This window comes from Arenibacter arenosicollis (assembly GCF_014397245.1).
GTDB lineage: Bacteria > Bacteroidota > Bacteroidia > Flavobacteriales > Flavobacteriaceae > Arenibacter > Arenibacter arenosicollis.
On record NZ_JACLHY010000041.1, the window covers coordinates 1 to 20,974 of the forward strand.

The window sequence follows — 20,974 nt, forward strand, 5'->3', positions numbered from 1 at the left end:
CTTTAATGCCAAAGTAAAGGCTTTTAGATCACAATTTAGGGGAGTCAGGAATACGGAATACTTCTTATATCGCTTGATTAAATTATATTCTTAAAATGGTAAAAACCCAGATTTTGGACATGATCCCTTTTTTGTTTTCCCTTGCTTAAATTCCTGTCGGAACTACGCACTGGAAAACAAAAAATCCGATCACATATGTGATCGGATTTTCTTGGTCGGGGTGGCAGGATTCGAACCTGCGACCTCCGCGTCCCAAACGCGGCGCGATAACCGGGCTACGCTACACCCCGAAATGGTAAAACCATCTCTACAATACTATTTTTAAAAAAAGCGGAGAGACAGGGACTCGAACCCTGGCGACAGTTACCCGTCGACAGATTAGCAATCTGCTCCGTTACCACTCCGGCACCTCTCCAATAATTTTAAAGATCATGCATTAAAAATGCGGTTGCAAATGTACTTTTTCATTCATAAGAACGCAACATTTTTTCAATATTTTTTTCACTTCTTATGACTTATTTAGTATTTATCACTCCTATCTCATTAACCCTCAAACAATTCATAAATTCAACTAGTCAGGATATTCCACCCTTAAATGGTAAATATTGACCAATTTCTGCTTTAATATCTTCTTGATCGCTTCAATTTCCTTAAAGGTAATATTGGCATTTAAAAATTGATCTGCCTTTATCTGGCCTTCAATAATCCTTTCCACGAATTCATCGATTATCAAAAAAGTTGGATTCTTTAAACTCTTGGAAGCGGCTTCTACCGAATCTGCCATCATTAAAATAGCGGTTTCTTTTGAAAATGGAATAGGACCAGGATATCTAAAATCCTCTTCATTGACCTCTCCTTCCAAAGCCTCTTGCTTTTTGTAAAAATAAAAGACCAATGAAGTACCATGATGGGTCCTAATAAAATCAATTACTCGGTCCGGTACCTTATTTTTACGTGCAATTTCTATTCCTTCTATAACATGGTTGATAATTATGGCTGCAGCATCCATAGGTTCCAAATCGTCATGAGGGTTTACATTGGTGATTTGGTTTTCCGTAAAATAGGTGGGATTGTTCATTTTACCAATATCGTGGTAAAGCGCCCCAACCCTAACCAACATGGCATTAGCACCGATTTCATTGGCGGCTGCTTCCGCCAAATTTGCCACCTGAAGTGAATGGTGAAAGGTTCCCGGAGCCTTATTGGATAATTCCTTTAATAATTTTGAATTGGTATCGGACAATTCCAAGAGGGATACATCGGAAACCAAACCAAATATTTTCTCATGAATATAAATCAATGGCTGAACAAACAAGGTTATCATACCATTGAGAAAAAAATATCCAAAAGCCATCCATTGTATATCATCCAAGTTGCCCTCGTGGATCATATGAAAAGCAAAATACCCAATAATATAAATCAGGGTGATTTGACCTACGGATATAAATAAATTAGCCCTCTTATACAGTTCCGACACCGATAAGATAGTAACAATGCCCGCCAGGGTCTGTAGAAATATATATTCGAAACTGTTGGGTACTACAAATCCCAGGATTAAAACGGTAAGAACATGGACAAAAAGTCCCAATCTGGCATCAAAAAAAGTTTTGAGCACCAAAGGCAGAATACACAAAGGAACCACAAAAACATACTCTACATTGTATTTAACCACCATCGTGGTCATAAATACCATAATCAGAATATTGACTATGATAAAGGTAACCTTCGTATTATCCTTAAAGATTTCCGGGCGATATTTTTTGAGAAACAAAAAGAACATCATCAATACCATTGCCACCAATAAGGTGTACCCAAACAGTATTAAATACTGATTATTTTCTTCCCATAATTCAGACTCAAACTCGCTTTTAAGCGAATCCAAAACCCTAAGATCCCCATCCTCCACTACCTCTCCCTTGGCAATAATTAGTTTGCCTTCGTCTACATTGCCCAAAGTATAAGAAATCTTGGAATACTCCGATTCCAACTCCTTGTTAGACAAATCACTATCGAAACTAACATTGGGTTTAATAAAATTAAAGAACAACTCCTGAAATGAAGGTTCATAAATAGATAATCGACTTTGCGCCAATTTTCTTCTTACAACTCCTTCTACATCAGATAAGCTATAAACTTCATCAAATTTCAGCTTTACAGCTTCATTATTCCTAACCAGATAAAGGCTATTCTTGGTACTCCTGCGTTCTATTTTGGATAGAATACCATTTGCATAGAGTTCATCCAAGACGTCTTTGGCCACATCCTTTATCCCATCCAATTCGTTCTTATCAAATTCAGAGGCATTAAAGACCTTTGTCAATTCCTTTTGTATGGTGCTATCTACTTCTACTACAATATTGGCATCATAATTATAGTAGTCTATATGATCGCTTTCTATTTTCTCTCTTTCCTTAGTAATTTCCTCCTCACCTTTATTTACTGAGAAATCGAAAGGAGCATAAAAATTGTTGTATTGCCAAGGTTTGCCCTTTTGGTATTCATACTTAAATTTTCCTCCTTTAGGGAAAAAAAATACAATAAAGAAAACAGCCAAGAAATATAAAAAATACTTATAAACCAGTGAATGATTTTTATAAAGGCTGTCCAAAAAAGTGCGCATACGGAAAGTATATATAGTCAAAAATAGAAAAATATAAACTTAAAATGCCACTTTACATAAATAACACAACTTTTGGCGTGCAACATATCTTATTTTACATGTAACAGGCTGTTTTGTTCCCCAAATTATTGCTACTGAAATTAATCTCGTAATTCATAAAAAAACTTGGAATATTCCACGGTTGCACACCTCATTGCACATTAATTTATTAAATTCGCAAATAATAAAAATGAACTTGATGAAAGATGTTGTAATCGTTTCTGCCGCAAGGACACCCATAGGTAGCTTTATGGGCTCATTGTCTACTATTACGGCGCCTGAACTTGGTGCTATTGCAATTAAAGGTGCATTGAATAAAATAAAATTGGACCCCTCTAAAGTGGAGGAAGTCCTTATGGGGAATGTGGTTCAAGCGGGAACTGGTCAGGCTCCGGCCAGACAGGCTGCTATTTATGCCGGAATACCCAATACTGTACCTTGCACCACTGTTAATAAAGTTTGTGCTTCAGGAATGAAATCAGTAATGATGGCCGCCCAGTCCATAGCATTGGGAGACAATAACATTGTTGTTGCAGGTGGAATGGAAAACATGAGCCTAATACCGCATTATATTCATTTAAGGAGCGGTCAAAAATTTGGACCCGCCACTCTAGTGGATGGTATGCAAAAAGATGGACTGGTAGACGCCTATGATCAGCAGGCCATGGGGACCTGTGCAGACGCCTGCGCTACTGAATATAAATTTAGTAGGGAAGATCAAGATAATTTTGCCATACAATCTTACCAAAGATCGGCCGAAGCCTGGGCGAACGGTAAATTTGCCAATGAAGTAGTTCCGGTGGAAGTTCCCCAAAGAAGAGGTGAACCCATACTGGTAAGTGAAGACGAAGAATTCAAAAATGTAAAGCTGGACAAAATTCCGGGATTACGACCAGCATTCTCAAAGGATGGTACTGTTACGGCAGCCAACGCCTCAACCATTAACGATGGCGCCGCGGCCTTGGTACTAATGAGTAGTGAAAAAGCAAAGGAACTAGGATTAAAGCCTTTGGCAACCATAAAAAGCTATGCCGATGCCGCACAGGAACCAAAATGGTTTACCACGGCGCCAGCAAAGGCACTTCCTAAAGCCTTGACCAAAGCGGGCATTAGCATTGAGGATGTAGATTATTTTGAGTTCAACGAAGCCTTTTCTGTAGTTGGTCTCGCCAATATGAAAATACTCGGACTTACCGATAAAAATGTAAATGTAAATGGCGGAGCCGTTTCTTTGGGCCACCCTTTAGGTTGTTCCGGGGCCCGAATCATAATTACATTGCTCAGCGTACTTGAACAAAACAATGCTAAAATTGGAGCAGCGGCCATTTGCAACGGTGGTGGTGGAGCTTCTGCCATAATTATAGAAAAAAATTAATAAGTTCTTGTAAAGCAAGCCCATGCAATACGGTATTTGCCACCTTAGTATTGTTCCAGTACGCTCCATTGCAGATGACACTAGCGAAATGGTATCCCAACTTTTGTACGGTGAACATTTTAAGGTTTTGGAGCAAAGAAAAAAATGGAGCAAGATCCGCAATGCTTTCGACAATTTTGAGGGCTGGATAAGCAATCAACAATTCACCATAATTGATGAGGACCGATTTACTGAATTGGAAAATTCCGAATGCACAAAAGTATCGTCGGACCTAATTTCATTCATTGAAACCGAACACAATGTACTGCTCCCTGTAGTTCTTGGCTCGAACATTCAACAATATTGCTTTTTGAATCACAAATTCGATGGCACATTTTCCATAGGGAAACAAGATAAAAATCAACTGGTACAAAAGGCACTGCTCTATTTAAATGCCCCTTACCTATGGGGCGGAAAAACTACATTTGGAATTGATGGCCCCGGATTTACCCAAATGGTCTACAAAACAAATGGCTATCGCCTGCTCAGGGGAGCCCAACAGCAATCTACCCAAGGAGAAGCTTTAAGTTTCATTGAGGAAAGTGAACCGGGAGATCTGGCATTTTTTGACAACAACGACGGAATTATCGATCATGTAGGGATTATCATGGAGAACAACTATGTTATCCATTCCTTTGGCAAGGTCAGGATAGACCGCATAGACCATACAGGTATTTTCAATACAGAAACCAATACCTACACCCACAAACTAAGGGTAATCAAAAAAATTATATAAAAAAAGGGCCATCGTATAGCGATGGCCCTGTTCCTTTTCTATAAATATTCTTATTTACTCTCCAGCAAGTTTTTTAAGACGTAGGAAGTTTTCGTTGTCCCCTAAGGCTCCGTATATATTCTTTAATTGAGAAAGAATACTTTGGTTATCAGGATTCAATTTTAAGGCATCTTCCAAAATGATGGCCCCATCGCGGAACAAACTATCTTTTTGCTCTTTTAGTTCGTCATATCTGGCGATATCCTTTTTAGAATTTCCAAGTGAATTCATTTCATCTATCAAACCATTACCTTCATTAACATAGGTTGTAGAAAGATTCAGTTGTGCATTTACATATCCAGGATTAATTTCAATAGCCCTTTTATAAGCCTTTCTAGCATCCTCTATATTACCTTGTTCCATATTGATTACACCAACATTATAGAACAAATCTGGATTATCCGGAGCTACTTCTGAAGCTTCCGCCATTAAGGCTTTAAATTTTTCCTTATCACCCATTTTGTAATAAAGGTTCGCTTCGTTCAAAATTAGGTTTACATCCATGGGATCTTTTGCCCTGGCATCCTTGTAAGCATCCAATGCCTTGTCATCTTGACCTAATTGCGTATATATCAAAGCAATATTCTTAACGATTTCCGTAGTTTTGGAAGGAGTTTTTTCATCTACTGGATCTTTGTACGCTCCAGATTTGACCATCAACTCTCGTTGTGTTTTCTCCATCTCCTCGACCTCACCGGTAGACACATTGGTAGCTTTGTATACCATACCACCACCATCATAACCTAAATCCTTTAACTCGTTATAGTATTTAAGTGCTTTTTCATAGTGCCCACCATTTACTGCACTACTGGCGGCATAATAAAGATAAACAGTATCTCTTGGACTTAATTGGTAACCCATATATAGTTTACCTGCTGCCTCCTCATACTTTTTGTTGTTGTTATCTTCAACTGCAGAATTTATTAAATCGGCAGTCATGCCGGAAAGCTTTTCCTGGGCATCAGAACTGTATTTGGCCTTTCCACTTTTCTCTTCTACTTCACTTACCTTTTTAAAGGAAGAAATAGCTTCATCGAAAGCACCAGCGGTACCTTTTTTAGCCAAATCGGCATAAGCACTCCCCCTTAAGAAGTAATATTGAGCCTGCATTTTTTCATCTGCACCGCTAATTAGTGAAGCGGCACCGTCCAAAGCTGTTTTTGCAGCCATGGCGTCGCCAGACTTTAAGGCTTTATCCGCCGTTTTTATCTGATCCTTCTGAGCAATTCCGACTACAGAACAGAACATAGTCGCGATTATTAAAATATTTGTTTTCATTTCAATATAAATTTACGTGTTAGTGTTTTAATGTTATTCTTTGGTTTCCGCACTATCATTATCAAGAGCCGTGCCATCTTCTTCACTGGCATCTACCTCCAAGGTAGTTATATCGTCTATTTCATCTTCATCCTTCATTACTTTAGCCACCGCAGCAATAGAATCGTTGCCTTTAATATTAATGAGTCGAACACCCTGTGTTGCCCTTCCCATTACCCTTAAATCTTCAACACTCATTCTAATAGCGATGCCCGATTTGTTGATGATCATTAAATCATCGGAGTCAGAAACATTTTTAATAGCTACCAAACCACCAGTTTTGTCGGTAATGGAAATAGTCTTCACCCCTTTACCTCCTCTATTGGTAATCCTGTAATCTTCAATACTGGAACGTTTACCGTAACCATTCTCCGACACCACCAAAATTTCTTCCTCAAAATTGTGTACGGCCACCATTCCTATTACCTCATCATTATCATGAGCCAAAGTTATTCCGCGAACACCAGAGGCATTTCTACCCATTGGCCTAGTTTTAACCTCCTCGAACCTAATAGCCTTACCGGACTTTAATCCCAAGAATATCTGACTGGCTCCAGTGGTAAGTTTGGCTTCCAAAAGTTCATCATCCTCACGAACACTTATGGCATTTATTCCGTTCTGTCTTGGTCTTGAATATTGTTCCAAAGATGTTTTTTTAACAATACCCTTTTTAGTGGCCATTATTACATAATGACTGTTTACGTATTCTTCATCCTTTAGATCCTGAGTACAGATAAAAGCTTTCACCATATCTTCATTCTCAATATTGATCAAGTTTTGGATGGCCCTACCTTTGGAGGTTTTTGTACCCTCTGGAATTTCATAGACCCGCATCCAGAAACATTTTCCTTTCTGCGTAAAAAACAACATATACTGATGGTTGGTACCTACAAAAAGGTGTTCCAAGAAATCTTCATTTCGTGTGGAAGATGCTTTTTGACCAACACCACCCCTGTTCTGAGTTTTATATTCGGAAAGCGGAGTTCTTTTAATATAACCGGCATGTGAAATGGTTATTACCACTTGCTCATCTGGAATCATATCTTCCATACTAAGATCACCACCTGCAAAATTTATTTCAGACCGTCTGTTATCCCCGTACTTATCTTTAACCTCCAGTAACTCGTCCTTGATTATTTGCATCCTTCGCTCTTTTTTAGCTAGAATGTCCTTCAAATCGGCGATGGTCAAGATTATTTCGTCGTACTCCGTTCTTAATTTATCTTGCTCCAGACCTGTCAATTGGCGTAAACGCATTTCAACAATGGCCTTGGCCTGAATCTCACTAAGCTTAAAGCGCTCCATAAGCTTTTCCCTAGCCTCGTCGGCATTGGAAGAAGCTCTGATAATAGCAATAACCTCGTCTATATTATCCGAAGCTATGATAAGACCTTCTAGGATATGAGCCCTGTCCTCTGCCTTTTTCAATTCAAACTCCGTACGCCTAACAACCACTTCATGACGGTGCTCCACAAAATAATGGATCATCTCCTTAACATTCAATAATTGCGGTCTTCCATTGACCAAAGCAATGTTATTAACACTAAAAGAGGTCTGTAGTGATGTATATTTATACAGGGTATTTAGGACGATATTTGGAATAGCATCCCTTTTCAATATATAAACGATACGCATACCGTTCCTATCCGATTCATCTCTTATGGTAGAAATTCCCTCAATCTTTTTTTCATTGACCAAATCGGCAGTCTTCTTTATCATGTCTGCCTTGTTAACCTGATACGGAATTTCGGTAACAATAATACTCTCCCTTCCCTGTACTTCCTCAAAATTGGCCTTAGCCCTCATAACTACACGACCACGTCCGGTATGAAAAGCCTCCTTTACCCCATCATAGCCATAAATAATCCCACCTGTTGGAAAATCGGGTGCTTTGATATGGGTAATAAGTTCATCGATTTCAATATCGTTATTGTCAATATAGGCCACAGTGCCGTCCACTACTTCGGAAAGATTGTGTGGAGGCATATTGGTTGCCATACCTACTGCAATACCTGAAGCACCGTTTATCAATAAATTCGGAACTCTGGTAGGAAGCACCGTTGGTTCCTGCAAAGAATCATCAAAATTAAGTTGATGATCAACAGTATCCTTATCTATATCGGCCAACATATCATCCGCAATCTTCCGCATACGGGCCTCCGTATAACGCATTGCCGCCGGACTGTCACCATCAATGGAACCAAAGTTACCCTGACCATCGACCAACATATACCTTAAACTCCATTCCTGGGCCATACGGACCATGGAATCATAAACAGAGGTATCACCATGTGGATGATACTTACCCAGAACCTCCCCGACGATACGGGCAGACTTCTTATGGGCACTATTTGACCTAACACCTAACTCGTGCATTCCGAACAAAACCCTTCTATGCACTGGTTTTAAACCATCCCTAACATCTGGCAGGGCACGTGACACAATGACCGACATTGAATAATCAATGTAAGCAGATTTCATTTCATCTTCAATGTTAATCGGAATTAATTTTTCTCCTTCTGCCATTTAAAATCTTCTATTTATTTTTAGTTAAAAAAGCACGACAATATACGTAAAATCGATACTATACAAGTATTTAGGGCATACTTTTGTGAAGAATTTATTAACACTTTCAATATCGGCTTCGGTTAACAAATTGATTGTTAAATTTTTTGTAATTCATGGATTTTTTCGTCACTTAGACCGTCTTTATCGAATATTAGGTATAGTATTTGCCATAGATTGGTATAGATTTACTATTTTTAAAGTTGAAAGGATATTTTATGGACGACAATTTTTCCCCTAGAGTAAAAGATGTAATTGCTTACAGCAAGGAAGAGGCCTTAAGATTGGGCCACGACTTCATTGGTACTGAGCACTTAATGCTCGGATTACTGCGGGACGGTAATGGAAAAGCAATAAGCATTTTAGACGCATTGGATGTGGACTTGGATCACCTGCGAAGAAAAGTGGAGATATTAAGTCCTGCCAATCCAAACGCTGGTAGTGCACAAAAGGATAAAAAGAACCTGCATTTGACCAGACAGGCGGAGCGTGCACTGAAAACAACATTTTTAGAAGCTAAATTATTTCAAAGCTCCTCTATCAATACGGCCCATTTATTACTGTGCATTTTGCGCAATGAGAATGACCCTACCACAAAATTATTGCATAAATTAAAAGTGGATTACGATGGAGTAAAAGACCAGTTTAAATCAATGATAACTAGTGATGACGATTATATAGACTCTCCTACATCCGAATCCTTTCCAAGTGATTCCGATGAACCTAATGAAGAAAAAGAAGGAGGCTTCGGCTCCTCCGGCACAGGGCAAAAAGGAAGTAAAAAATCCAAAACCCCTGTATTGGACAATTTTGGACGCGACCTTACCAAAATGGCCGAGGAGAATAAATTGGACCCCGTAGTGGGCCGAGAAAAGGAGATAGAAAGGGTTTCGCAAATCCTGAGTAGAAGAAAAAAGAACAATCCTCTTTTAATTGGAGAGCCAGGTGTTGGTAAAAGTGCCATAGCCGAAGGTCTTGCACTAAGGATAATTAATAAGAAAGTCTCTCGAATCCTTTACAATAAGAGAGTTGTAACCTTGGATCTAGCCTCTTTGGTGGCCGGAACCAAATATCGCGGCCAGTTTGAAGAGCGAATGAAAGCGGTTATGAACGAACTGGAAAAGAACGATGACGTTATTTTATTCATTGACGAGATACACACCATTGTAGGGGCAGGTGGAGCAACAGGCAGTTTAGATGCCTCCAATATGTTCAAGCCAGCCTTGGCGAGAGGAGAAATTCAATGTATAGGAGCCACTACCCTAGATGAATACAGACAATATATAGAAAAAGATGGTGCCTTGGAAAGGCGTTTTCAAAAAGTAATTGTTGAACCTACAACCGTTATAGAAACCATTGAAATCTTAAAAAACATCAAAGGTAAATACGAAGACCATCATAATGTAATTTACACTGACGAGGCTATAATTGCCTGTGTAAAACTTACGAACAGGTATATGACTGATAGATATCTTCCGGACAAGGCCATTGATGCCTTGGACGAAGCAGGTTCTCGTGTCCATATTGTAAACATGGATGTTCCCAAACAAATTTTGGAACTGGAAAAACAATTGGAAGACGTTCGTGAGCTTAAGAATACTGTCGTAAAAAAACAAAAATACGAGGAAGCTGCGAAGCTGAGGGACGATGAAAAAAGGATAGAAAAAGATCTGGCCATTGCCCAAGAAAGATGGGAAGAAGACAGCAAACTTCACAAAGAAACTGTTACTGAAGATAATGTTGCGGACGTAGTATCCATGATGAGCGGTATTCCCGTTAACAGGATTGCCCAAACAGAAAGCAACAAATTGGCAGAATTGCCAAAACTCATCAAGAGCAATGTAATTGGACAGGATGATGCCGTTGCCAAGGTAGCCAAAGCTATTCAACGTAACCGGGCCGGTCTAAAAGACCCCAATAAGCCTATTGGTTCCTTTATATTTTTAGGACAGACTGGAGTTGGCAAAACACAGCTTGCCAAAGTATTGGCCAAGGAGCTATTTGATTCCGAAGACGCATTGATCAGAGTAGACATGAGTGAATATATGGAGAAATTCGCCATATCGAGACTTGTAGGTGCACCTCCGGGATACGTAGGATACGAAGAAGGTGGGCAGTTGACCGAAAAAGTGCGACGTAAGCCTTATTCCGTTATTCTTTTGGATGAAATTGAAAAAGCGCACCCAGATGTATTCAATATGCTTCTACAAGTGCTGGATGACGGTTATTTAACAGATAGTCTTGGCAGAAAGATCGATTTTAGAAATACGATCATTATAATGACCTCGAACATTGGAGCAAGACAACTGAAGGATTTTGGTCAAGGAGTTGGTTTTGGTACCTCAGCAAAAAAGGCCCAAGCCGACACCCATCAAAAAAGTGTTATTGAAAATGCCTTAAAAAAGGCCTTTGCACCAGAGTTCTTGAACAGAATAGATGACGTTATTGTATTCAATGCCTTGGAACGTGAAGATATTCATAGGATAATCGATATCGAGCTTAACAAATTGTTCCTTAGAATTAAAGACATAGGATACGATCTACAGCTTACCGATAAAGCCAAAGACTATATTGCCGAAAAAGGTTTTGACAGGCAATACGGAGCAAGGCCACTTAAAAGAGCCATTCAAAAATATATTGAAGATGCCTTGGCCGAAGAAATCGTAAATTCCAAATTAGAGGAAGGCGATACTATCCACATGGATTTGGATGAAGCAAAAGAAGAGCTTACCATTAAGATCAAAAAAGCAGAAAAGTCGTCCAAAACCTAATTTGGACCTCAATATAAAGGAAAAAAGGAGTAGCTAATGGCTACTCTTTTTTTTTATGTATTCCCCAAGCTTTGTAAGAAATAAAACACAGTAATCCAATTTCCATTCCACATAAACGATTAAAGTGTCTTTTATCTAATAATTTTTTAAATAGTTGCACTTAATTCTACATTCGCTGCAGACACACTATATAAAATACGAAGAATGAAAGTCGGACGACCCAAGAAGACTATTATCGTACGAGAATATCAACTGGACATTGGAAAAGTACAGGTATTTGACGATTACATGGTTTCTATTTTTGATGAAGGAAGTACTATTACCAAGGAACGAGTTTTTCAACTTATTGGTATCATGGAAATTCACTACAGAAATAAAAACTTCGGTTACATAAGCTTAAGAAAAAATTCCTATGCCATTGACCCAATGGTATACAATCAGATCAGGGAAATAGACAATCTAAAAGCTTTTGCCGTAGTTTCTATCAAAGAAATAGACATGCACAACTTTAACATTGAGAGACTTTTTTACAAAAAACCAATGAAATTCTTCATTGACCAGGACAATGCCCTTACATGGATTAAAAGGCGTGTAAAAACTGCGAATATTGACTAAAACATGTCATTATCATTGATTGATAATGACATACTATTGTTCACTTTCCCCTTGGACATCTTCAGGTTCCCGTACTTGAAAGAGCTCCAAATAAGCCTTCCCAATATTATCGATTATCCCACTTGCAATTAAGGCTTGAAAACCACAGTTCTCTACGGCAATATCAGCCGCCCTACCATGGATAAACACTCCAAAAATAGCAGCATGTAATGGCAAATATCCTTGTGCAATCAGCCCAGTAATTATACCCGTCAGCACATCACCACTTCCGCCAGTTGCCATTCCCGGATTCCCAGTAGTATTCACATATCCTTTATCCCCATATATAACGATGCTATTGGCACCCTTAATAATAACGATACAGTCAAATTTTTTAGAGAATTCCTTTGTCTTTTTCAATTTATCAAAATCATCCTTCCATTTCCCAATAATACGCTCCAACTCCTTAGGATGAGGGGTTAAAACGGTATTCGGAGGCATTTTTTTAAATAAATCAGGATTCTTGGAAAGGATGTTCAGGCCGTCCGCATCTATAACCAAAGGAACCTTATTCTTATGCAAAAATTCAGAAAATGCCTTAACAGTGGCCCCACTTGTACCAATGCCGACCCCTATGCCAATTACAGTAGGAGCCACATCATAATCGATATTGGAAATTTCCCTTTCATCACTATCAGTAACGACCATTGCTTCTGGCAGGGCCGTTTGTATGGGTACATATCCACATTTAGGCACATATGCGGTGACCAATCCACTGCCGGCGCATAAACTGCCTTTGGCAGCCAAAATAACCGCCCCGATCTTGCCATAACTACCTCCGATAATCAAAGAATGCCCATAACTGCCCTTATGTGAATATTTTTCCCGCGGGATATACATGGATAGTACTTCATTTTTACCGATCAGCTCATAATCCGACTCTGATTTAAATAAAAATTCCTGATCTAGACCTATGTCCAAAATCTCCCAATGATCAAAAAATTTGCCGGTTTCAGGAAGAAAAAAAACAAGTTTTGGCACTTGAAAAGTAAGTACAATATTTGCTTTTATTACCCCATCCATATTGGTTGGCCCACTATCCATAAAGAGTCCGGAGGGCATATCAATAGAAAGTATAAATGCATTGGAATTATTAAGGTGCTGCATCAGATTTATCACCCAAAGGTCAGGGACCCTGTTTAATCCAATTCCAAAAATGGCATCAACCACAATATCCTCTTTCCCAATAGTGGGCAATTCGGATTCTTCGCTCAAAAAATTGGGCCAAATCTTTATTTCCTTTAATCTGTCAAGATTTATTAAAAAATCTTCTGACCTATGCTCACTATAGTTAACAATATGAACCTCAACATTGTACCCGTGTTCCTGTAAATGTCGGGCCAGCACTAACCCATCACCCCCATTATTACCAATACCGCTAAACAGGTAAATCTTTGTTTGAGCTCCCTGCAACCGAGAATGTATCCAGTTAAAAATCTGAATTGCAGCCCTTTCCATGAATTGATTACTGGTTATCTGCTGCTTATCTATTGTGAATTTATCAGCATCGTATATCTGTTTAGCATTAAAAATCTTCATTCAATAAGATTATTTAGAAAAAATTGTTGATTTAGTAAAAATCTCTCCAAACATTTGATTGGGCAATCAAAAATACTACATTTGGTTCTTTATTCTTATGATGACATTTAACAATACGGACATAATACTACCTAATTCACCATTAATTGATGGTTGCATTGCTATTACTGTTATCAGCACCACTACCCCATTGGGGTAAGCTACTACATATACGTCCGTTACACAATTATATCAAAATACAGTTTTTATTATTTAATCCTATTGAACCATGAAAGTTCTAAAATTCGGTGGTACTTCGGTTGCCAACGCTAAAAATATAAGCTTAGTAAAAAATATTATCGCCAACCTTGAGTCGGACAAAACCGTAGTAGTGGTTTCAGCCCTAGGTGGAATTACAGATCTGCTATTAAAAACCGCAGCCTTAGCTTCCTCACAGGACCAAACCTATAAAACTATTCTTAAAGAAATAGAGGACAGGCATCTATTGACCATAAAGGAACTAATTCCAATACATTCCCAAAGCAAGGTACTAAGCAAAGTAAAAAGCGAACTCAATACACTGGAAACACTTCTTGAGGGGGCTTATCTGATAGGAGAGATCACCCCTAAACTATCTGACAAAATTGTTAGTTATGGAGAGCTGCTTTCCTCTTATATTATAAGCGAATATTTTATTGTTGAAGGAATAGACGTTGTACATGCCGATAGTAGACAACTAATAAAAACCAATTCCAATTTTGGAAAGGCAGCCGTAAACTTCGAACTAACAAACCGAAACATTACTTCTTTCATAGAGGATAGCAAGAATAGTGTAATAATCATGGGGGGCTTTATTTCCTCTGCCGTAAATGGGGATTCCACCACTTTGGGACGAGGGGGCTCCGACTATACCGCAGCAATTGTAGCCAATGCCATAAATGCGGAAGTTTTGGAAATATGGACCGATGTAAGTGGTATGTATACCGCCAACCCAAAAATAGTAAAACAAGCCATGGCCATTCCTCATATTTCTTATGAAGAAGCCATGGAACTGTCCCACTTTGGCGCCAAAGTCCTATACCCTCCTACAATACAACCAGTATTGACCAAAGGCATTTCCATAGTTATTAAAAACACCTTTGACCCAGAAGCTCCAGGTACCTTAATTACCAAGAACAAAAATGGTCAAGGTAAAACAGTACGTGGCATAAGCCATGTGGAAAACATTGCTCTGGTATCTCTTGAAGGTCCAGGTATGGTAGGAATCACAGGTATTTCCAAACGCTTTTTCGAAGTTATTTCCACTGCAGGGATCAGTGTTGTTATGATTACCCAAGCTTCATCCGAGCATTCCATATGCATAGGAATCGATAATCAGGACGCTGACCATGCCGTACAGGTTATTAATGATGCTTTTGATATTGAAATTTCGCTTGGAAAAATAAAACCGGTGGTTGCCGAAAAAGATCTGGCAATAATTGCTTTGGTGGGTGATAACATGAAAAGCCATCAAGGTCTTAGCGGAAAGATGTTCAGCACCCTTGGAAAAAACAACGTCAACATAAGGGCCATTGCACAAGGCGCCTCCGAAAGGAATATATCCGCGGTTATCCTTAAGGAAGATGTAAAAAAGGCACTCAATACTTTACACGAAGAATTTTTTGAAGAAAATGTAAAGCAGTTGAACCTCTTTGTTATGGGGGTAGGTAATGTAGGTGCAAAATTCCTAAACCAGATACAATCCCAAAAGAAGTATTTAAAGGAAAAACTAAAACTTAACATCAGGGTTATTGGCATGTCCAATTCCAGGAAAATGATTTTTGATGAAGATGGAATTCCCCTTAAAAACTGGCAAGAACTACTAAATAACGGTGAAGAAGCCAATAGGGAGCTATTTTTTGACAAGGTTAAAAAGCTTAATTACAGAAATAGCATTTTTGTAGATAATACCGCCAGCCAAGAAGTTTCGGAAACCTATAATTCCTACCTAAGAAATAGTATATCTGTTGTAACCTGTAATAAGATAGCTTGTTCGTCTGCTTATGACAACTATCAGGAATTAAAAGATCTGGCAAGACAGTACAATGCACCTTTTCTTTTCGAAACGAATGTGGGAGCCGGTTTACCAATTATAGACACTTTGAAACATCTAGTTGCTTCCGGAGACAAAATTCTTAAAATTCAAGCTGTGCTGTCCGGTAGCTTAAATTTTGTATTCAACAATTTTAACGACACCACTACATTCCATGATATAGTAAAGGAAGCACAGGTGGAAGGCTATACAGAACCAGACCCCAAAATAGATTTGAGCGGGGTGGATGTTATGCGCAAAATATTAATTTTGGCAAGGGAAAGTGGAAATGTATTGAATATAGAGGATATCCAAAACAACCCTTTCCTACCCAAAGAGAGCTTGGAAACAACCAACAATGAGGATTTCTTCAAGACGCTGACCAAGCATGAGGCTTCATTTCAAGAGATGTACAAAAAAGCCTTAGACGAAGATAGCAAGCTGAAATATGTTGCACAGTTCGAAGATGGCAAAGCCAGTGTAGGCCTGCAACGCATCCCTAAAGGACATGATTTTTATAATTTGGAAGGAAGTGATAATATTGTACTGTTCTACACAGAGCGTTATCCCAACCAACCTATGATTATTAAAGGAGCTGGAGCCGGAGCCGATGTTACGGCATCCGGAATATTCGCCGATATTATACGCATCGGTAATTTTTAAGGAAGCTCCATAACTCTGAAATTATATCGATTTAAATGAAAACTAACGAAATAAGAATTTTCTGTCCGGCTACCATAGCAAATGTTTCCTGTGGCTTTGACGTATTGGGACTTGCGTTGGACTCCGTAGGTGATGAGATGGTGGTTAGGAAAACCAATGAAAAAGGAATAAAAATAACCAAACTTATCGGCCAGGACCTGCCCACAGAAACCTTACAAAATGTAGCTGGGGTTGCCGGTTTGGCCCTATTGGCAGAAAGTGATCATGTTGGCGGTTTTGAAATCGAAATCTACAAAAACATTAAGGCCGGCAGCGGTATAGGAAGTAGTGCTGCCAGTTCTGCTGGAGCAGTTTGGGCCATGAACCAATTATTGGATAGTCCTTTTACCACTTCGGACTTGGTAAAATTTGCCATGGAGGGAGAGCGTTTGGCAAGTGGAGTGGCGCATGCCGATAATGTTGCCCCTGCCCTATTTGGCGGTTTTACCTTGGTGCGCAGTTACCAACCCTTGGATATTGTAAAAATTCCCACCCCACCAGAGTTGTACGCAACAGTCATACACCCACAAATAGAAGTAAGGACCTCGGACTCCAGGCGGATATTAAAAACATCAATTTCCTTGGAAGACGGCATAAAACAATGGGGAAATGTAGGTGGACTTATCGCTGGACTGTACACCAATGATTATGAATTGATCGGGAGGTCACTGGTAGACCATATTGTTGAGCCTATTCGCTCTATTCTTATTCCAGGATTCGATAAGGTCAAGGAAGATGCTTTAAATGCCGGTGCTCTAGGCTGCGGAATATCTGGCTCGGGCCCCTCAATATTTGCCTTGAGCAAAGGAAAGGAGATTGCCGTTAAAGTAGGCGAGGCCATGAGAAATGTGTACGAAAAAATAGGAGTTGACTATGACGTGCACGTGTCAAAAATAAATACTGAAGGAATTAAAATAATAGAAAATTGAGATACAAGTTTTGCAAGAAATTGAAAAACGGAACTTGAAAAATATATTTCACCTTAACAACAATTACTAATGAACTTTTATAGCCTTAACAAACAAGCTCCAAATGTATCTTTCAAAGATGCTGTTATAAAAGGAATTGCCCCTGATCGCGGGTTATATTTCCCTGAAAAAATTCAAGCTTTACCCAAAGATTTTTTTGATAATATAGAAAATTACACCAATCATGAAATTGCATTTTTAGCAATTCAACAATTTGTAGGTGAGGATATTCCGGAGGAAGCTTTGAAGGAAATTCTTGCAGATGTATTGGATTTTGATTTTCCCATTGTAGAAATTGAAAATGGGGTGGCCACTCTGGAACTCTTTCATGGCCCCACCCTGGCTTTTAAGGATGTAGGCGCTAGATTTATGGCGAGGTGTCTGGGATATTTTTCAACCGAAAACACCAAGGATGTAACGGTATTGGTTGCCACTTCCGGAGATACGGGAGGTGCGGTAGCGAATGGATTTTTGGGAGTGGACGGGGTTAAGGTTGTAATTCTATATCCTAGCGGAAAAGTTAGCGACATACAGGAGAAACAGTTGACAACCTTAGGCAAAAACATTAAAGCGCTGGAAGTGGACGGCACTTTTGACGATTGTCAAAATATGGTGAAAACAGCGTTCTTGGACGAAGAATTGATACAGAACATGCAATTGACCTCGGCCAATAGTATCAACGTGGCCAGATGGCTTCCACAAATGTTTTACTTTTTGTTTGCCTACAAAGAGATGAAATCCAAGGGCAAGGAAATCATATTTTCCGTACCTAGCGGTAATTTTGGAAATATCTGTGCAGGTATTATGGCCCAAAGGTTGGGAATGCCCTGCAATCATTTTATCGCTTCAACGAATGTGAACGATGTGGTTCCGCGTTATATGACAACAGCTACCTATGACCCTAAGGCTTCCATCGCCACTATATCCAATGCCATGGATGTTGGGGACCCCAGTAACTTTATTAGGATAAGGCATTTGTACAAGGATAATTTTGAAGCGCTAACAAAAAACCTATCTTCCTATTCCTTTACGGATAAAGAGACCAAAGAGGCCATGCTTAAATTATACAACGATTACACCTATGTTGCCGATCCGCACGGTGCTGTTGGTTATTTGGGCTTAAAGAAGTATCAGGAAACCCATCCGGACACCTTTGGTATTTTTCTCGAAACTGCACACCCTGTGAAATTTTTGGATGTTGTAGAAGATACCATTCGAGAAAACATAGACTTACCGGAAAGCATAGTGAAAGTTATGGGCAAAAAGAAAAAGGCAATCAAAATTGCCCAATACGATGAACTGAAGGACTTTTTATTAGGTAAGTAAGTGAATAGAACCTAGTTGAAGATTTTTTTGCATTTGGCCAATGCGGAGGCAATTACTTGATGCATATCGTAATATTTATACTCCGCTAGCCTACCTCCAAAAATAATATTGTCCTGTTCGGACAATGCTTTGTATTTGGTGAAAATTTCATTGTTCCTAGTATCATTGATTGGGTAATAAGGTTCTTTATTACCAGACCATTCCGTTGGATATTCTTTTGTAATTACGGTCTTTTTCTGAGTCCCAAATTCAAAATGTTTATGCTCCAAGATACGGGTATAGGGTATTTCTGAGGCGGTGTAATTTACAACTGCATTACCCTGGTAATTTTCCATATCCAAAGTTTCGTGCTTAAAATCCAAACTCCTGTACTCCAGTTTACCATAGCGGTAATCATAAAATTCATCAATCTTTCCTGTAAATACTACCTGATTTGCCAATGACATTAATTCTGTCTTATCCTTAAAAAAATCAACCTCCAACCGAGTTTCAATACCGTCCAATAATCCATTGACCAATTTATTGTAACCTCCTATGGGAATTCCTTGATATTTGTCATTAAAATAATTATTGTCGAACGTAAATCGCAAAGGCAATCTTTTAATGATAAAAGCTGGCAGCTCGGTAGCTTTTCTCCCCCATTGTTTCTCCGTATACCCTTTGATCAACTTTTTATATATGTCCTTTCCTACCAGTGACAAGGCTTGTTCTTCCAAATTCTTTGGGTTTTTAACCCCTACTTCCCTGACCTGTTCCGCTATGACCGCCTTGGCCTCCTCTGGAGTCTTTACCTTCCATAGCTGATAAAAGGTATTCATATTAAAAGGTAAATTATAAAGCTCATTTTTATAATTGGCCACTGGGGAATTGGTATATCGGTTAAATTCTACAAAGCCATTTACATAATCCCATATTGTCTTGTCATTGGTATGAAAGATATGGGCCCCATACTTGTGCACATTTATACCCTCCACTTCCTCACAATAAACATTGCCACCAAGATGTGGACGTTTATCGATTATTAAGCATTTTTTCCCCTTCTTCTTGGCCTCATGGGCAAAAACAGCACCAAAAAGTCCAGCTCCAACAATCAGGTAATCGTATTTCATTTTAGGTCAATTAGAGTCCATTATAATTAATAAAAAAGTAAAACTAATGTATATTATAGTGTTTATGAATTGAATTCAAAAAAAAAATCCCCTTTGCAATAACATAACTATATTTGTAAGGCTTAAACAATCAACCTGTAATGACCAATTTATTTTACATCTCCCGAAATTACAAGGCTACCAACAGTGCGGCCTCCAAGCCCAAAACAGATTGCGAACGGATCTTGGATAATATAGGTTTCAAAAATTTAGGCTTTAAGCAAACTACTTTTGCCAGTTCGGCCATAGGAGCGATAGTGAGTTTTTTCGGAATTACGAAAGGCCTTATTCGATTGCCAAAAAATTCAACTTTGGCCATTCAATATCCCTTAAGCAAATATTATAAATACATTACCACCATAGCGGGAATAAAAAAATGTAAAATAGTATTGATCATTCACGATGTTAAATACCTCATGGGAAAAAGCAAGGACATTGCTCGGGAAATGAAAAAATTTTCCTGTGCCGATGTGATCATAGTACATAACGACAATATGAAAAAGTGGTTCGAGGATCAAGGATCAACGGCCAAGTTAATTCCACTGTACATGTTCGATTATTTGGACGACAGTAGCAACTATTCAGCTCCAGAACTATCCAAAAACGGTATGTTCAATGTAGTTTTTGCCGGAGGATTGGGAATGGCAAAAAGCGCTTTTATCTATAAATTGGATGCCCTAAAAAATAATAGTTTTCATTTAAAATTATACGGTAGTGGTTTTATAAAGGATAATGTGGATACCACAAACTCCATCATTAGTTTTGAGGGCATGTTTTCCCCGGATGAGGTTGCGCAACACATAAAAGGTTCCTTCGGTCTCGTTTGGAACGGTAATTCCATAAACGAATGTGCCGGTCATTTTGGGCAATACCTTTTATACAACAATCCACATAAAACATCACTTTATTTGCTTTGTGGCTTACCAATTATTATCTGGGATAAAGCCGCGATTGCGGCAGTCATTAAGGAACGTCAATTGGGAATTTGCATTTCCTCCCTGGAGGAGTTGGATGGGAAATTAAAAAACCTGTCCCATGAAGACTATCAACAAATGGCAAAAAACGTAGCCGAAGTCAGGAAAGAAA

At 38.9% G+C, this 20,974-nt stretch carries 13 protein-coding genes and 2 tRNA genes; 8 read left to right on the forward strand and 7 right to left on the reverse strand.

Annotation, left to right across the window (positions count from 1 at the left end):
• Nucleotides 1-212 precede the first annotated feature (212 nt).
• The 3 genes from H4O18_RS21340 to H4O18_RS21350 form a co-directional block, all read right to left on the reverse strand.
• Nucleotides 213-290: transfer RNA gene (locus H4O18_RS21340), tRNA-Pro, on the reverse strand.
• 41 nt (nt 291-331) lie between these two features.
• Nucleotides 332-415: transfer RNA gene (locus tag H4O18_RS21345), tRNA-Ser, on the reverse strand.
• 156 nt (nt 416-571) lie between these two features.
• Nucleotides 572-2,620, reverse strand: coding sequence for an HD family phosphohydrolase (locus H4O18_RS21350; RefSeq protein WP_187588474.1), 2,049 nt, complete (start codon nt 2,618-2,620; stop codon nt 572-574).
• Between the two features lie 238 nt (nt 2,621-2,858).
• On the opposite strand from H4O18_RS21350, the gene H4O18_RS21355 reads away from it, so the two are divergent.
• Complete coding sequence (locus H4O18_RS21355; RefSeq protein WP_187588476.1) at nt 2,859-4,034, forward strand: acetyl-CoA C-acyltransferase; 1,176 nt, start codon at nt 2,859-2,861, stop codon at nt 4,032-4,034.
• Nucleotides 4,035-4,056: 22 nt separating this feature from the next.
• A complete protein-coding gene (locus H4O18_RS21360; RefSeq protein ID WP_187588478.1) occupies nt 4,057-4,809 on the forward strand; it encodes a C40 family peptidase in 753 nt (250 codons plus the stop codon).
• 54 nt (nt 4,810-4,863) lie between these two features.
• On the opposite strand, the gene H4O18_RS21365 is transcribed toward H4O18_RS21360, so the two are convergent.
• A complete protein-coding gene (locus H4O18_RS21365) occupies nt 4,864-6,126 on the reverse strand; it encodes a tetratricopeptide repeat protein (RefSeq protein ID WP_187588480.1) in 1,263 nt (420 codons plus the stop codon).
• Nucleotides 6,127-6,159: 33 nt separating this feature from the next.
• On the reverse strand, nt 6,160-8,691 hold the full coding sequence (gene gyrA, locus H4O18_RS21370) for a DNA gyrase subunit A (RefSeq protein ID WP_187588482.1): 2,532 nt from the start codon (nt 8,689-8,691) through the stop codon (nt 6,160-6,162).
• Between the two features lie 257 nt (nt 8,692-8,948).
• Here gyrA and H4O18_RS21375 point away from each other — a divergent pair, with 257 nt between their 5' ends.
• Both H4O18_RS21375 and H4O18_RS21380 read left to right on the forward strand, forming a co-directional pair.
• Entirely contained in the window at nt 8,949-11,501 is a 2,553-nt protein-coding gene (locus tag H4O18_RS21375; protein WP_187588484.1) for an ATP-dependent Clp protease ATP-binding subunit, read from the forward strand.
• 204 nt (nt 11,502-11,705) lie between these two features.
• Nucleotides 11,706-12,116, forward strand: coding sequence for an STAS/SEC14 domain-containing protein (locus H4O18_RS21380; RefSeq protein ID WP_187588486.1), 411 nt, complete (start codon nt 11,706-11,708; stop codon nt 12,114-12,116).
• 33 nt (nt 12,117-12,149) lie between these two features.
• Here H4O18_RS21380 and H4O18_RS21385 read toward each other — a convergent pair whose 3' ends face one another.
• A complete protein-coding gene (locus H4O18_RS21385) occupies nt 12,150-13,694 on the reverse strand; it encodes an NAD(P)H-hydrate dehydratase (protein WP_187588488.1) in 1,545 nt (514 codons plus the stop codon).
• Between the two features lie 268 nt (nt 13,695-13,962).
• On the opposite strand from H4O18_RS21385, the gene thrA reads away from it, so the two are divergent.
• The 3 genes from thrA (at nt 13,963) to thrC (ending at nt 18,740) form a co-directional block, all read left to right on the forward strand.
• A complete protein-coding gene (thrA, locus tag H4O18_RS21390) occupies nt 13,963-16,407 on the forward strand; it encodes a bifunctional aspartate kinase/homoserine dehydrogenase I (protein ID WP_187588490.1) in 2,445 nt (814 codons plus the stop codon).
• Between the two features lie 35 nt (nt 16,408-16,442).
• The gene (locus tag H4O18_RS21395; protein ID WP_187588492.1) at nt 16,443-17,375 is read left to right on the forward strand and encodes a homoserine kinase; all 933 of its coding nucleotides are present in this window, start codon (nt 16,443-16,445) and stop codon (nt 17,373-17,375) included.
• A 69-nt stretch (nt 17,376-17,444) separates the two neighbouring features.
• Entirely contained in the window at nt 17,445-18,740 is a 1,296-nt protein-coding gene (gene thrC, locus H4O18_RS21400) for a threonine synthase (RefSeq protein WP_187588494.1), read from the forward strand.
• An 11-nt stretch (nt 18,741-18,751) separates the two neighbouring features.
• On the opposite strand, the gene glf is transcribed toward thrC, so the two are convergent.
• Entirely contained in the window at nt 18,752-19,849 is a 1,098-nt protein-coding gene (gene glf / locus H4O18_RS21405; protein ID WP_187588496.1) for a UDP-galactopyranose mutase, read from the reverse strand.
• Between the two features lie 140 nt (nt 19,850-19,989).
• Between glf and H4O18_RS21410 the strand changes: the two genes are divergently transcribed.
• On the forward strand, nt 19,990-20,974 hold a 985-nt coding region (locus tag H4O18_RS21410), incomplete at its 3' end, for a glycosyltransferase (protein WP_187588498.1).